This window comes from Pleionea sp. CnH1-48 (assembly GCF_024124665.1).
Lineage (GTDB): Bacteria > Pseudomonadota > Gammaproteobacteria > Enterobacterales > Kangiellaceae > JAMXSB01.
The window spans coordinates 133,521-149,107 of record NZ_JAMXSB010000014.1 but is presented as its reverse complement, the minus strand read 5'-3'; the positions used below and the strand labels follow the sequence as shown (position 1 = coordinate 149,107).

Sequence of the window (15,587 nt, the reverse complement as noted above, 5' to 3'; positions counted from 1 at the left end):
CATCCAGTTTGAATTTTTTTATATTGGAAGTACCTATTCCTTAGTACTCGATATATAGCTTTCCTTACTACTAGATTGATGACTGTGACATTGGCATTAAAGGGGCTAACTTTTAGAGCGCCCATAAAAAAGCTGGCGGTATAAATACAGCCAGCTTTTTATAGATACCCCGTATGTGTGGGATCTCATTAAGCATGCTTCGAAGATACCCCATAAATACTGGCCGGAGCAAGGATTGTGAGAATTTGAGCTGTGTTGAAAATCTCATCACTGATGCTCTCAGCCCCTTAAAATCTCATTTATCTTGATTTTTCTTTAAAATCAGTAGGATAGCTTCAAAGAGAACTTACTGATAGTTTTTTAAAAGCATAACTCTCGTTAGCTCTTTACATGATGGATTCGCAACTAAAGGTTTGCCTTCTTTCTTTGATAAGAAGTTAGTTTTAAAACTGGGGTCATATAAACACTCTAACAACACATACTTTCCATCGAAAGACTCAAGCTCTTTTTCATGCTTTCTTGTGAAGTCACCTTTGCGTATCAATAAGGAATTAGCCGATATCCAATGTTTCGCAGAACTCCTATCAAGATAAAGCTTCATAAAAGCACCATGATCCTGGAGTACCCCCCAAGTTCTAATGATTGCCTTATCAATAGCTTTTGGGTTTGAGATTATTTTAGTAAGACTAAATTCATACTCAGCTTTACTTTCACCTAAATTATTATCCATCGCCAATATGCTACTTATATAAAAACAGGCTAACAAAAACACCATTATTTTCATTATCTTATTCCTCATGTAAGGGCTCTATATGAGCTTTTGTCTCGAATTTAGCGACATTATATTGCGTCTCTAAAATAGAGACAATGAGGTATTCGATAAACTCCACACAGTATGAAGTGATACGTGAATGGCTGAAAAAGCAACGCCATGAAGCGGATCTATCCATTCGTGCTTTGGCCTCAAAGCTAGGTGTTCACCACTCGGTTGTAGGAAAAATTGAAGACGGTCGTCGGAAGATAGATTTGCTAGAGTTCGTAGATTATTGCGAGGCATTAGATATCGATCCTCATATTGGTATCAATTTAATACTCGAGTCAATAAAGTATCCAAAGAAGCATACCCCATTTAAATAAATCTATTTCAAGAAGGGCCAATCCAATTACTATATTTGTAAAATAGGAAAGTCATGCGATTATTTCATCTATTTTTTCTTTAATTTCATCAGTGATTGCTGATGCAGACTTTATCGCTTTCATCCAACGGACATCATCTTTAGATACTAGACCATCCTCTTCATCTTCAACCATCTTCACTAAAGCAAATATTTCATCGTAGTTAAACCAGTCGAGTCGCTTCTTAAAAACACTCCAAGTTGACCAACACTTTCCAACCTGAGTCGGTGATGACCACTGTAAAACATCTCTTATATGCCTGAGTCTTGAAAGAAAATATTTAGATTTTTTATTAGGATGAATAGCTAGGATATTTTCAAAAGGCACCTTCGCTTGATAAAAATCCCAAATACCTGGTCCAGTAGTAGAGTTATCTACTACGCAAGCGTGGAATCTGTTTCGTACATCAACTGATGGAGACGAGTATTCATTTAGCAGCTTAATCAAAGTCTGTATAAGATTGTTAGTTTCTGTATATGAAATACGACCATCAGGTGAAAGTAAGTTTCCGCCAGCATCTTGATACAAATTTGGCATCTCCATCAAACTAACTAAAGCCTCTATAGCTTGATGACCAGATTCCCTCCCCGGAAACTTCTTAATTAGTTTCTTATCAGATAATCTTTCTCCATCGGTTATTTTACTTACGATTTCGTAGATTTTGTCTTTTATGTTTTCATGATCGATCCAAAACTGCCTATTGTCTTCTATAAACTGTTCAATTTCATCAATTAGATCAGATACAAACTCTCCTATTTCTGCTTTTATTAAATACACTTGTTTATTAGAAAATAGTAATTTAGTTTCCTTGAACTGAGCTTCATCTACAGAAGGACGTACAATCATAAAAGCAGGTGATTTTTCCTCACCAATGTGAGCATATACTTCCTCATATAGAAAACCAATATTCGGATCTGTCAAACTATACCCTATAAAAATGGGCATACCTTCAGTGAAAAGCGTGTATAACTTCCTGTTTAGATAAGTATCTTCTCTCTGGAAGAAATTATACTGGGAGTTAGTTATTACTACAGATTCTGGCCTTCCTGCTCCACCATGAATTTTCAAAATATTTTTTCTATTTGTTGAAACTCTAGGCTTCTTTTCTCCTCGAACAACAACGTTTGGGAGAAATTCAAATAACTCCTCAAGCACAGTATCCCAATTTGTAGTAACAATTAATTTGGGGGAGATCTTTTTGAAATTATCAACCCAGTCAGGCCACTCTACTTTTGTTGTTTTATTTTGAAGCACCTTCAAAACAAGGGAGTTAAATTGATATTCATCATAACCATGCTCGATTACTGAATAAGAAAATAGCAATTCAGCAGCTCTTAGTGGCGCATCGGTGTTAATTTCTTCATCGTAACTAATCTCTTCTGCAACACCATTAAGGACATCTGCCCAGCTTGGGCATCCAAAATTTCTGGAAAATCCAGAACCGATCCAAAAGAATACTTCCTCTTGGTAGAATGAAGTTACAAGCAACTCTTTTGCTTCAGATGAAACCTGATCAAAGCAAGACATACCTATTTACTCCAGCAATGTTCTCTATTCGTTTTAGCTAGGTCAATGCAATAATATACATAACATTTAACTACTATTATTAGTACCCATGAATAATCATATACTTTTCTTTTTCATCACCATAGAAATCTAATTTGCCATCGACGCGAACACAAAAACGACTCTCTTGACCACAATAGCTAGTTTTAGCTAACGCACCTCGACTTTCCAAATCTCTTATAGCACTATCTAACTCGTTCATTTTAGAAATGCGAGCGGTTATCTCTTCATAAGAAGGGACTACCATGTATACTGCGGCCACGAACACACTTAAAGTGATGATAGCAATTAAGACTCCAGTCACGGCGACTTTCCATATGGCCCAGTTCGATGACTTTTCATATCTTTTAGCTGCGGCATCAGCTTGTTTTTGAGCATCATTAAAACTTGCCGATATTTGATTAACTTCATTTTGGATAGAGGTATTTATCGTTGAATAGATTGTTTGTTCAATTGCTTTCTGACACCTTTGTTGATTTAGTTCGTATTCTCTAACTTGAAAGTCTAGTTTTTTAAGCAATTCTGTTGCTGTAGACTGATCTCTATCAGCTACTTTAAGGAGTCGACCTAAACAGTCAAAAATCATTTGAAAATCTTTATCACTCATCTTATAACCCCATGCTAAAACCTAAACTTTTTCCTTTATTTAAAGATAACTCCTTATTTAAACTATATTTTTTTTCATACCAAAGTTTCATTTCACTTAAATAAAGCTTATGAGTTAATCTAAGCTGAGTCATATCTACTAATTCCATATATCGAATGTTCCCCTTTTTATCAATGTGAACCAACAATCCACCAGTACCTATATCATCTGGTCCATTCAAATTCTTTATAACATCCAAATATTTTTTCAACTGATCTTCGCTAAACTGATTGTTTTCATCAACTGCTCTATCAGCAATGTGCTCTACGAATTCTGGAAATTCAAACATCGTTTCCTCTTCGGGATAGGCATCTAGGTAAGGAACAATTCTGGAAGTAAATGAATCATTAACAGGCGATGTTTCTACAAACCAATGTATATCTCTAGATATTTCTTCAAGAGCTTCACTTCCAACAATAGCCCCTCTAATCTTTCGGTGTTTTTCTCGCTCTTTCTTACTTTTATTTGAAATCTGTTTAAACTCTATGAGCTTCGTTGTTCCTTGGAACTCTACCAATAAATCACCTAGCAAAGTATCAGCTGGCGACTGCTGAAGTAGATTTATTATTCCAGGCTGAACATCAAGGTGGCTTTTTGATCTTATACAAAATCCTAATGCATAAAGAAAGTTGCCGATCACTATGTTTTCGTATAACTTCATACAAACCTCATAATGCTATTTTTAAATCAAACCTTCTAATATTGAAACAGATTTTAACTCTCTTCTTCTATACACCTTTTGATGCATCTTTTTCTTCCAATCCTGATCAACTGGGGAAATATCATTATCTGACAGGTAACGAATCAAAGTTTTAGAGTCTATCTTACATTCTTTAGCCAGCTTGGAAAGCACTACATACTCTTTTTTAAATTTATTTAAATTGCTCTCAGCTATACAACGTCCATTACCTCTTCTAGAAACTGTTAATATTGAGTTATTGACCAATTGATAAGTAAACTCCTGGCTTATACCCAGCAACTTTGCTGTTTCTGGAATAGACATGTATTTATCTCGTTTTCGTATTATGCTGTACCAATTTAGAAAATCATCCTTCTCGAAAATTAGTGACTTAAAGCCATCGTAACCTTTCTTTTTGGCTATAGGTTTGAGCTCATTAGAGTCTATAGCCTCAATAACTGTTTTTAATGGATTCCTAATATTACCACCATAGTATTTAAGAATGCTGGAGAAAGATATTTTTGCACGTTCAATACTTTCCTCTTTAAGTTTTTCCAGATAGTTGTTTATATAATTAGTAATTTCTACTTTTGAAAAAATCCATGTTTGGCAGCTAACACACGGTTCAATTGCTGTTTTAAGTTTAATAAACTTTCTTAATTGACTAAATTGAGCCTTCGTTAGTCCCAAAATATTAGCGGCTTCTTTAGCGGTTATTATGTCTTGAATATGATCAAGTCTTTCTATCAAGTCAGGTTTATATACATTGACAAAAATTCTATGTGTTTTGTATTCCCTATGAAAATGTATTTCATTATTTCTTATCAATCTATTCAAAACACTTTTATTTACGCCAAAGTCTCTGCATGCTTTTTCGAATGGTATCCAAGGATGTGACTCTATAGTTGAAGATTTGAACAGCTTGTTTTTTCTAGTTAAGGATTGCCTCCATGATTTGTGCAAGTAGTTTTCTAAGGCAACTTTAAACTCATCATAAACTTTATCAGTAAACCGATTGTAAAATATCCGATAAAACTTTTTTAATTGATTATCTTTGCTATTAGAAGTGACTTTCTCATTCTGTAAGTTTGATAAGAAATTTTTAAAACCAGTTTCTTCTCCAAAAACTGCCTCCGCTATATTATTAAAACAAAGCTTGGCTGAGGACATATTAGACAATGAAACGCTAGGTCCAGAACGGCTTAACTTTCTATTAGATAGCCATCCGGAAAACATACTTATTAATTTTATTCGATTATCTAAGTTTAAGTTATGATTTTTAGGTAGTAATTGATTAGCACTCCATATCTTATCTATCTCGTTTTCTAAGAAGCTCTGCATAATCAATACTTTTTTAGACGGCTCTTCTGACTTCATAGTTCGAAAGTCAGCTCCACACTTACACTCAAGTAACTTACTCCTACTAAATCTCACTTCTTCGCCGCAGCTACTGCACTTATCCAATAGCCAAACATTATGAGTTTTACAACATGAGCTTACTTTTAATTGCCATACATGTTTAAAGTAACCATTCTCATCCAAGCATTGTGGACAAAATCGCGATTTATTTGAGATGAAGTGTAAGGCTGAAATATCCCTATACTTCTTTGCATCTCCTTCGCCTGGACGATATCCGCTCCAATTGTTGGCTTTTAATAATTCGGATATTTTGTGGTTTAAAGTCGATACACTTCTAGTTTTCGATTTAAATAGCCATCTGAAACTTTTGTATTTGTTAGAGTCCGCCAATCTGATGATGTAAGAAATAGGCGCTTCATCATCATATATGTTTGGGCGAATTAGTGGCTTAATCAACTCATATTGGTTACGTATCATCGTGATAATCGCTCCGTCGAAAGTCCGTCAATTTGGTTAAATGGCATACCTGGTTTATCAAGCTTTTGCCAACAAAACTTTTTATTGAATGGATTCCATTTATCTACCCCTTCAATCCAAATATTTTCAGTAAAGGCTAACTCTAAACACTCTCGGTCTATTGACTTTCTTTCTAACATGCATGTTTGTTCATATGCTCCAATAAGCAGTTTGACCATATAGTCAATTATTCCATTAGTCGCAAAAAACAAAGACGAAATAAGTTCTCTATCCTTAATATCCAATCTATAAGGTAAGTCCAAATTTTCATCAATTTTCTTTACGACACCAATAAAGTTTATTCGCGACTTTTTATTTTCAATATCAAATGGCTCAATATTAATCCTTTTACTAAACCTACGTCGTAATTGTTCATTTATTCTCAATATTTGTTCACTTCGCTCTAATCCCATTAAAACAGTAGAAACATTAGCTTTATCAATAATCGTCTTCAACCAATCAGATACTTCATAGGGTGTTCTTTTTTTACCCTGGTCAATGAAATGCTGTAATTCATCGAAGATAAGCATTTTTACCTTACAAGACTTTATAAAATGTAGTATTCGATTAGTTTTGTCTACAGCTGAACCACGATGAAAATTTTCATCTCCCAAGATAACTAACATTTCCTCAGCAACGTTTTTAACGGTTGGCACAGGTGGTGTATCAACGACTAAGACCGGTATTTCCGTAAAGTTATCGTGTTCAATTTTTGGATATTCTTCTTTTTTTTTTGCTTAAGTGTTGATTTACCTGTGCCCGAAATACCCACGCAAATAATGTTTTCTGCAACCCGAACGTTTCGATTTAGCTCATATGCATTAGTGATAGTTTGATAAGCTAACTCAAATTGCGGATGACTAATAACCAGTTTTCTAACGCTAGCAATCTTTTTTTGTTGGTTAAGAGCTATTTTCATTACTAGCAAACCTTTTTATGAGAAGTTTCGAATTCAGGTATATCATCTAAGTCCCAATCAACCGTACTCTGTAAATCACTATTGTTGTTAGATGGTAAGCTATTAGAAGACCAAGTATTCTTTTGTTTGGTATCTACCCACTCATTTCTGTCACGAGCAGCTTTCTTTCTCTCCCTTATAAACTTATTCTTACCTAACTCTTCAATTTTCTTTCGGAATCGTTCTTTACTTTTTAATAACTCAATTTTACTACATTCACCTGCACCTCTTGCTCTAGCATCTTTTCTAATGTCTAAATGCTGCCTTCTTGTAAGTCCTTCTGTATACTCAAAGTTTGTACAAGGTACTTGTATATAATCTCCATTAATTTCATCAAATACCCAAATGTATGAAATTGACTCTTTATCAAAACGTATCCTGGTAATTTTGTTTTCATTACTCCTCATTCGCAAAAGATTAAGTTCAGAGCTGTTATAAAGTAAACCATCAAGCTCAATTCCCTTATGGCTTAGCACTCTTTTACTTTCGGTAGTTAATATTAAATTTAGATGGTCGATACTTTCTGGTAACAATGGCTCTACTAGAGATAAGCCTTCTATCCATAAATTTGATGGTGTTCTTTGGGTAGAACGGTGGGTACTTTGAGAGTAAATGTCAATTATCCATTCATGAACCAGCTCCTTCAATTTGCTTAAAGTCAATTTTGCAAGTTCTTCGGAATTATAATCACCTCGTTGCTTAATATTTGAAAACGTTGTTCCAGGAAGACGATGACAAACTTGTCGATTTAAAGTCCCTAAAAATCTTTCAACAGAACCTTTATATTGCGGTTGCTGCTTCGGACAAAAAAGTAACTCGATGTTGAGCTCCGCACACATCCTCCTCAATTGATGAGCGTGAAACTCCAATCCATTATCACATACCAGTGTTTTCAGAATGCCATAAGCTGGCCATTGATTTTTAATATCAGGGTATAGTTCTTCTACATAACCTTTGTGTAGTATCGAGTTACGAAGAGCCCTCATGACAGAAAGCTCTGATGGAGGCTCAAATCCGATTTCAAACCCTAACGGCATTCTTGATTTTATATCCAGTAATACTGTTAAGTTAGGTCTACCATCAGGCAGTCCTGTTATCTCATTAATAACTATAACATCGAGAGGTGTATGATCGACTTCTACTCGTTCTAATATATATTGAGGATCGGGGCCTTTACCTGAAGAACAAAAATGGTTATCTGCTTTACGCTTTCCCTCACGAGCAAGCATTACTTCGTATTTGTTTAATTTTTCAATCACTCGATAAAACGTTGCTCTGCTAGGAGTTGGTAAGGAGTTATTTCTGAATATATTTATTTCATTTATTCTTGCACAAAGAGCATCATATGTAGATTGAATAGAGTTTTTTTGTCGAGTTAAAAACACATGTTCAATAACCGTATCGATCTCACTCTGTATATGCCCTTTGAATTTTTTTGAACCTCTTTTACCTGATTTTCTATCTGCTAATGCAGAAATATTCTTTTCCGCTAATTTCCACTTCTTCCACCAACGATATACACTATGAAAGCTTGGCTTATGTTTGTCTTCAATTAAATTAGCTACATAGTTAACTACGCACTCTAAGTTGATCTTTGTTGGATTTTTCCCTAACTGTTTACATGCTTCCTCGACATAGATGTATTTTCGCATAATCGATTTCTGTTCTTTTTCAGGAAAGGACGATAAATCTGATGGGGTATGGTTACTATTTTCATTTATGATATTTTTTCCTTGTAAGATCAATTCTCCATCAGTCAGAGCTTTTGAAAGGTCAGACTTGGTTCGCTTAATAATTGCCAGGTCAGTTAATCGTTCCAAGTAACATTCACCATTTTCAAGGATTCGTTCGATCCGATAGGGAACGGCGTTTAAAGTTAGGTGCAACCCTGTATGAAAAGAAGCAAGTTTCATGTTTACTCTCCTCAGATAAATACAATTGCGTTGATAATTGGATGGGGGTATCTAAATCAAAAGTGATTATTCCTTTAGCCATCAAGGAATATACTCGGCCTATAGATCCGAGGCAGTTTGACAGCGACTCAACAGTTTCTTTAGAACAACTTGAGTATTTTTGTCGAATTAAAGGCTGGAACTGCTCTTCTATTTCTTTAGTAAGATATTGGCGTAAAAGGTTAAAGTTTCTCTGTCGAGTTGGTTGGTTTAGTTCTTCGTCTGTAATTACAATAAAATTATGATTCTTTTTCTCCAAAAAATTGGAGATATCTTTAAGTCTTTCTATGATTCGTTTGTTAGCTAACTTTCCAGCCGGCTTAACTTCTACATATATCGTTTGTCCGTTAGTAAGGATTAATTCGAAGTCAGGAGTGTACTTGCACAACTCGTTTCCTGTTGGAAAATATATTGTTATTGGTTGCTCCCGATAACTCGCTACAACTGATGAGAACTCAAATAGATTACAAGCTTTCTGTTCTAACTGAGATTCCCACGCGATCTGCCTGTTGTTTTTCACGGACGGATAGTAACCAACAACTCTTCCCTTGGTTCTTTGCACCGGCTCTCTTGCTCTAACTACATCAGGTTGAGGCGCAATTTTTAGGCATAACCGCCCCTGCACGCCACTACTTGTAGATACATCAACATTTTTCGAAGACATATAAACCTCTTACCAATTTCGGTAATAAAATTTACTGCTCATGGTTATATTTGAAATGTCGGCTTGACTAGCTCTGAGGAAGAAGTAATACTTTTGATTGTCACGTCGTAGGTATCATCTTACGCAGCAGAGCGGGAAAAGCCCTTGGGTAATTCCCGTTTTTGTTTTCTACATAGCTAAATTCCTCTTAAATCAAGACCTTGCTTCAATCGTTTTTTGTTTCCCAACTTCAAAGCATTACGAATGATTGTTATTTGTTCACTGCTTAATGAACCTAAACACTGCCTCAAGTCCCGCATCATGCTGTATTCATCAGCAGTTGCATGATCTGGCAATCGCGTAGTTCTTTGCGATTGGTCCACGTAATCCCAAAGTAATACCTGCTCGCTCTCATCAAGTCGAAGAGATATTATTAGGTTATCCAGGACCTTCTTTGTGGGTGGACCTTTCTTACCATTTTCAATAGCACTTACGTAACAAGAATGAACACCTAACAGATCGGCCAATTGAGTCTGCTGCAAGTTTCGACTTCTTCGTAATGCTTCGAGATATTGTCCAAACGGGGTCATAAAATTGTTACCGATTACGGATTTATTTTTTACAAAATATGGCAGAGTGGCTTGGTGTTCAATAACTACTTTTGAGGGAATTGTGGAAAAGTTTGGTATTTACACAAAACTGTATAAAATTTGATAGTCATAACTTTTTAGATAAGTAATTACTGGATACTAATTTATTTTGAAAAAATCTGATTTCTACTAGCTTTGTTTTATACAAATTACTCTATATATTGATTTTCTTAAGATGAACTACATATTGTGCAATGCAAACTAGAAAATACTAAATATAGGATTAGTTGCCTTTGTTAATATGTAGAGACTTTATATCGGTGTATGAGGTAGTATAACCCTCAGAATTTTAGATCTTTTGTTAGATAATATATGAAAGCTAAATGTATCCAGTTAGGCAAAAAATAGGAAACTGAGGGAGAATTTATGGCTAGTAAAGCTAGGCAATACAAACCTTCCCATGTAAGGAGGTTGGATACACTTTCGGGAAACGAATGTGCTGCACCAGATTGTGTTCGCGCACTTATAGCTCGTGATGGCGAAACAATAATAAGTAAAATATGCCATATAGAAGCAGCGAGTAAAAATGGGCCGAGATTCAATCCAGCTATGTCGGATGATGAGAGACGGCACTACAACAATCTCATACTAATGTGCGATGAATGCCATGAAATTATCGACAATTTAGATAATGAACAAAAGTATCCTGTTTCTCTTTTACAGGAATGGAAGAAAGAGCATGAAGCAAAGATCTTATCTAGACTTCAATCTAAACCTTCTCTTTTAAAGCTCGCAATAAATGCTATTTCAGAGATCAATTTTGAAAGCGAATCTCCCGAAAAAGAGAGTCACAACAAAAGTATTGCTGCTTTTAAGATCGAAGATAAAATTCAATACAACTCTGTAATTAGGAATCGACCTCTAATTGAAGAATATAAAATATTCTACATTAAAATAGCATCACTCTATTCTGAGCTGGAGGCCAACGGTTCTTTTAGGAAGAACAAACTCTTAAGAAATATTGAACGTCTGTACTTAAAGGTCAAAGGAAAATACATTACAAATTTCGACAATCAACTTTCTGATATACAAAAAAATGCGGATAATATTATAGAAGATATAGAGGAAGAGTTGCTAAATACCTGTGATTCTTATAATTCTTTGTGCGACGAAGATATTTCATTCGGAATATCAATTATAATGGTCGATGCCTTCATGCGCTGTAAAATTTTAGAGGAGCCCCCTAAGTCATGATCCTGGGAAAGGATGTTCATCCTGAACAAAAATTGTACTACTGGGGTGCTCTGGTTATTGAGTTTTTAAATGATACTACGGAGCTCAATCATAATTACTATAACATCTACGAGAATATCAAAGAAAAATACGGTATTTCAATAGAGAGTTTTTCACTTACTTTAGACTGGTTGTATATTTTAGGTGTTATCGATAATGATAAAGGGAAGATTAGAAAGTGTTTCTAAAAAACTTAAAGATTGAAAATAGTTCCCAAGTAATCAGGGATATTTCTTTCAGGAAAGGAATTAACTTAATTATTGATGAAACAAAAACAGCTGACAAGAAAAAGTCCGGTAATAATGTAGGTAAAACGACTGTTTTAAGATTGATTGATTTTTGTCTCGGAAGCAGTGGAAAGAATATATATGTAGATCCTGAGTTTAAGAATAAGAGCAATTTGACTGTTGAAAAATTTCTCACTGAAAACAACGTTCTAATTACCTTGACTCTAAAAGAAGATTTGGATGTAGAACATTCAAAAGAAATAGTAATAAAAAGAAACTTCCTACAAAGATCACAAAAAATTATTAAGGTAAATGATACTGAAGTTAAGTCTAAGGATTTCCCTGAAAATCTCAAGGAGTTGATTTTTCATACGAATCCCAAGAAACCAACCTTTAGACAGATAGTTTCCAAGAATGTAAGAGATGAGAAAAGTCGACTAATAAATACTGTTAAAGTTCTTCACCCTTCGACTACTAAAGAAGAGTACGAAGCGCTATATCTATTTTGGTTGGGTGTTGATCTAGATGTTGCGGACAGAAAACAACGTCTATTCAGAGAAAAGAAGATAGAAGAAGATTTACAGAAGAGATTAGTTAAAGAGAATACTTTATCTCAAGTTAAACAATCCCTGTTACTTGTAGAAAATAACATAGAAGAACTAAAGCTTAAAAAAGACAGTTTTAACATTAACGAAGACTATGAAGAAGATGTTAATGCTTTAAATGAAATCAAATCTAAGATAAGTAGAGCATCTACAAAGATAGGAAGATTAGAAGTTAGAAAAGATTTGATTACAGAAAGTATTCAAGAACTAGAAGAAGAGTATTCAAACGTAAGTATAGAAAAAATACGAAAACTTTATGAAGAAGCGAAAGCGCTCTTACCAGATATTCAAAGAACTTTTGATGAAACTCTACAATTTCATAATAATATGGTAAGAGAGAAAAAGAACTTCATTACTAGTGAGTTGCCATCAATTAACACTGAACTAGAGGACTTGAATTTAAAGTTAAAGTCATATCTTGATAAAGAAAAGGAGCTAACAGGTAAAATAAGCAAGTCAGGAGCAATGGACGAATTTCAAGGAATAGTCTTAGCATTAAATCAAGCACATGAAGCAAAAGGAACACTTGAAGAACAGAAACGGCTCTGGGAAAGCAGTTTAGGTAAGCTCGAGTCTATTGAAGAAGATATTGAAGGAATAGACGAAGGTATAGACTCAATGGATGACTTAATTCAAGAACGTGTGTCTGCATTTAATATATACTTTTCGGATGTTTCAAATAAGCTTTACGGAGAGAGATACGTATTAAGTGCCGACAAAAATGATAAGGGATATGAATTAAATATATCTACATTATTGGGTAATCCTGGTACAGGAAAAAAGAAAGGAGAAATGGCAGCTTTCGATTTATCTTACATAAAGTTTGCGGATGATATAGGAATCGAGTGCCTTCATTTTATTTTACAAGATCAGATAGAAAATATTCATGACAATCAGATCAATAACATTCTTACTGAACTAGTTGAGAATACTAATTGCCAGTACGTTCTTCCGGTATTAAAAGATAAGTTACCAAGAGATATTGATGTAGATAAATATCAAGTTATTTCACTATCTCAAGATAGTAAGTTGTTTAAGATCTAAGATATCAACTGACTCGTTAAAAACAGGCAGACAGTACCTATTGAATAACATATTGGTCGCGAAATGAGGTTCCCGGAAGAAAGAGTTAGATATTCACAAGCACTATTACTTTTACATCTAATAAAAGAAGATTCTAACGATTTAAAAAAAACTGCTAGAACTTCAAAAGTTTCTAATTCGAAATATCGTTAGAATTGAGCAGAGAATACGTCGACTTAAGCTCATCAAGAAGCGCTTGAAAGCTAGAAAATCTAAGTTTCGACCGAACAATCTTTGTTATACCGCAAGGGACATAAAGATTCTTTTAAAGCAAGTTCAGCCTAGAATCCAAAACTGTCAGCATCTACTTTTTCTATGGAAGGCAATTGGTGACGGCATAGCCAACATTTATCAATCAAAATACAGTTTAAAACATCTATATTTCGACTCTGATTACTTACCGAAGCAAGATTCCGGTTTCATTTCCGATAAGTTAGGTTTTCGTAAAGAATTTCGCGCTCTAGTCCTTGGTATTCGAATGGGTGTTCCCGTATTAATGTCAGACCTAACCAACATAATAAGGCATGGGGATCTTTGTGCCCTTGCAGCGGAAGAACCTCTTCTTATTGAAATGAAATCTTCAAATAATCGCAATGCTCGTACCGCTCGACAGTTTGAACAATTAGAAGTTTTATCTAAATTCTTCACAAATGATGATGTAGGGAATTTTCGAGGAGCAGTAAATACGAAAAGGATTAGTCTAGAAAGAGAAGAAGTTTGCTATGTTGCAGAAATAAACGAATGCATTCGACAAGCAATACAACTTGGCTTTTTTACTGTTTCACCAGAGAAGGGCCTGAAGTACATAGCGCTTACTTCAGAATGGTATTCATCCAACGTAGATAGTTTTAATAAAAAGGTGAATAGCATAACTTCTAAAACTTGCATGATGGTCACTCTAACTCCTGAACCAAGCTATCTACCACTTTATCCCTTTACGCTGTCCTTGACTCCATTAAATACCTTGTTATTTATACAAGAAGAAATTCAACTTCTTGTTGTGATTGATATAGCTGTAATAAAAAACCATTTCAATGAATTAGGATTGCACCCTATAGCTTTAATGGATGGTGACCATTCATTTCAACTAAGCCTTGATCCTAGTGATTTAATGAAGGGTACTTTTCGTGTGAGTGAACTGAGCTTTCTACGAATTGCTTGTGAATTTCAGTCGCCTAAATGGTTCGCTAGTGAGCAATACTCATTAATTAAGAGAGTGTGTAGTGAAAATACTTCAGAATCAATTGATTTAAACTCTGAAGGTTTATTAACTTCCCCACCATTAGGTTGGAGTGAAGCAAGAGATTGTTTAGAAGATGAATGATTTTTTAAATATTATTTTGATATTCATGTATCAATAGAAACCATACTTTTTTTCCATATAGTACATCAACCCCTCAATCGCACTAGATATACAATTCATAGTTTCATTAAGATACTGATATGAAACATCTAGCTGATTCATATTCAAAGTTATATCTGGATTTTTTTTAGTCAAAGCAACTATTTCATTTGCTTTACTTGCACTCAAAGAGGTTAAATTTCCATTTGCATGCGCGATACAGTTTCTTAGTTTTGTGAGTTCTGAGAGCTTATTCATTGTTATTGAATTCAAATTCATAAAGTACTATATGAGCCATATATTTATTAAACTTCGACTGCAAAGATTTTCCATTAATATCTTTTAGTCCCAGCGATTTACATTCTCTTTCCTGAGCATAATTGAGAAGCTGAGTAACAGAATTCTCAAATAGAGTATAAATAGTCACTATGTAGGGGGTTCGAATTAGTCTGGGAATTTCATCTTCAGCAATCTGATAGATATGACTGAACTCTGAATACTCTAACCCATCAATTTTGCTCTCTTCTTCTCTTAAATACTTGTTACATACAGAAGATACACCTGTTTCAATTAAAGACAGGTATTTTTGAATTACCGATAGCTCGACTTTTATTTGAATACCAGGATAGTTAGCGTCTGTATTGAATATACCTTTTAAAGATACCATCAAAATTCTCTTCTAGATAACTTTGTGCAGTCTAATTTTACTTTGTTAACAAGCCACTCATCAATAGAAAATAAGTAAGTAATCACTTCAACATAATTCCTTAAATGGCCGAAAATTAGTTAAACTCGGGTTTATTAGTTACAGGTCTCAACTATATGTCTAATACACCCCATAAAAAAGCAGGCTGTATTTGCTACACCCTGCTTTAAATTTTAACGATGATGCGAATTAATGAATTGAGTTCATAAATTATGAGACGTCAGTTCACATAAATGAGACGCCAGA

Annotated in this window: 15 protein-coding genes; 5 read left to right on the top strand and 10 right to left on the bottom strand. The window is 34.5% G+C overall.

Going from position 1 to position 15,587, the window contains the following annotated elements:
• Positions 1-346: 346 nt before the first annotated feature.
• Complete coding sequence (locus tag NH399_RS20355) at positions 347-784, bottom strand: hypothetical protein (protein WP_253043034.1); 438 nt, start codon at positions 782-784, stop codon at positions 347-349.
• An 83-nt stretch (positions 785-867) separates the two neighbouring features.
• Here NH399_RS20355 and NH399_RS20350 point away from each other — a divergent pair, with 83 nt between their 5' ends.
• A complete protein-coding gene (locus NH399_RS20350) occupies positions 868-1,137 on the top strand; it encodes a helix-turn-helix domain-containing protein (RefSeq protein WP_253043033.1) in 270 nt (89 codons plus the stop codon).
• Between the two features lie 51 nt (positions 1,138-1,188).
• On the opposite strand, the gene NH399_RS20345 is transcribed toward NH399_RS20350, so the two are convergent.
• The 8 genes from NH399_RS20345 to NH399_RS20310 all read right to left on the bottom strand — a co-directional run bounded on the left by NH399_RS20345 (position 1,189) and on the right by NH399_RS20310 (position 10,085).
• Positions 1,189-2,703 carry an SIR2 family protein gene (locus NH399_RS20345; RefSeq protein WP_253043032.1) on the bottom strand — a complete coding sequence of 505 codons (1,515 nt, stop codon included), beginning with the start codon at positions 2,701-2,703 and terminating at the stop codon, positions 1,189-1,191.
• Positions 2,704-2,782: 79 nt separating this feature from the next.
• The gene (locus NH399_RS20340) at positions 2,783-3,349 is read right to left on the bottom strand and encodes a hypothetical protein (protein ID WP_253043031.1); all 567 of its coding nucleotides are present in this window, start codon (positions 3,347-3,349) and stop codon (positions 2,783-2,785) included.
• A 1-nt stretch (position 3,350) separates the two neighbouring features.
• Entirely contained in the window at positions 3,351-4,049 is a 699-nt protein-coding gene (locus NH399_RS20335) for a hypothetical protein (RefSeq protein WP_253043030.1), read from the bottom strand.
• Positions 4,050-4,070: 21 nt separating this feature from the next.
• Positions 4,071-5,903: a TniQ family protein gene (locus NH399_RS20330; protein ID WP_253043029.1), complete on the bottom strand. Its 1,833-nt coding sequence runs from the start codon at positions 5,901-5,903 to the stop codon at positions 4,071-4,073.
• Positions 5,900-6,628, bottom strand: coding sequence for a TniB family NTP-binding protein (locus tag NH399_RS20325; protein ID WP_253043076.1), 729 nt, complete (start codon positions 6,626-6,628; stop codon positions 5,900-5,902). The genes NH399_RS20330 and NH399_RS20325 overlap by 4 nt, the downstream gene beginning before the upstream one ends.
• Positions 6,629-6,863: 235 nt before the next feature.
• Positions 6,864-8,813 (bottom strand): Mu transposase C-terminal domain-containing protein, encoded by a 1,950-nt coding sequence (locus NH399_RS20320; RefSeq protein ID WP_253043028.1) that lies wholly within the window; start codon positions 8,811-8,813, stop codon positions 6,864-6,866.
• Positions 8,737-9,516 carry a TnsA endonuclease N-terminal domain-containing protein gene (locus tag NH399_RS20315; RefSeq protein WP_253043027.1) on the bottom strand — a complete coding sequence of 260 codons (780 nt, stop codon included), beginning with the start codon at positions 9,514-9,516 and terminating at the stop codon, positions 8,737-8,739. The genes NH399_RS20320 and NH399_RS20315 overlap by 77 nt, the downstream gene beginning before the upstream one ends.
• 176 nt (positions 9,517-9,692) lie before the next feature.
• Complete coding sequence (locus tag NH399_RS20310; protein WP_253043026.1) at positions 9,693-10,085, bottom strand: helix-turn-helix domain-containing protein; 393 nt, start codon at positions 10,083-10,085, stop codon at positions 9,693-9,695.
• 426 nt (positions 10,086-10,511) lie between these two features.
• On the opposite strand from NH399_RS20310, the gene NH399_RS20305 reads away from it, so the two are divergent.
• From NH399_RS20305 to NH399_RS20290, 4 genes are all read left to right on the top strand, one after another.
• Positions 10,512-11,339, top strand: coding sequence for an ABC-three component system protein (locus NH399_RS20305; RefSeq protein ID WP_253043025.1), 828 nt, complete (start codon positions 10,512-10,514; stop codon positions 11,337-11,339).
• Complete coding sequence (locus tag NH399_RS20300) at positions 11,336-11,566, top strand: ABC-three component system middle component 6 (protein ID WP_253043024.1); 231 nt, start codon at positions 11,336-11,338, stop codon at positions 11,564-11,566. The genes NH399_RS20305 and NH399_RS20300 overlap by 4 nt, the downstream gene beginning before the upstream one ends.
• Positions 11,557-13,254: a DUF2326 domain-containing protein gene (locus NH399_RS26020; RefSeq protein ID WP_253043023.1), complete on the top strand. Its 1,698-nt coding sequence runs from the start codon at positions 11,557-11,559 to the stop codon at positions 13,252-13,254. Before NH399_RS20300 ends, NH399_RS26020 begins: the two co-directional genes overlap by 10 nt.
• Before the next feature lie 517 nt (positions 13,255-13,771).
• Positions 13,772-14,617, top strand: coding sequence for a hypothetical protein (locus NH399_RS20290; RefSeq protein ID WP_253043022.1), 846 nt, complete (start codon positions 13,772-13,774; stop codon positions 14,615-14,617).
• Positions 14,618-14,885: 268 nt separating this feature from the next.
• On the opposite strand, the gene NH399_RS20285 is transcribed toward NH399_RS20290, so the two are convergent.
• On the bottom strand, positions 14,886-15,302 hold the full coding sequence (locus NH399_RS20285; protein WP_253043021.1) for a hypothetical protein: 417 nt from the start codon (positions 15,300-15,302) through the stop codon (positions 14,886-14,888).
• Between the last annotated feature and the right edge of the window lie 285 nt (positions 15,303-15,587).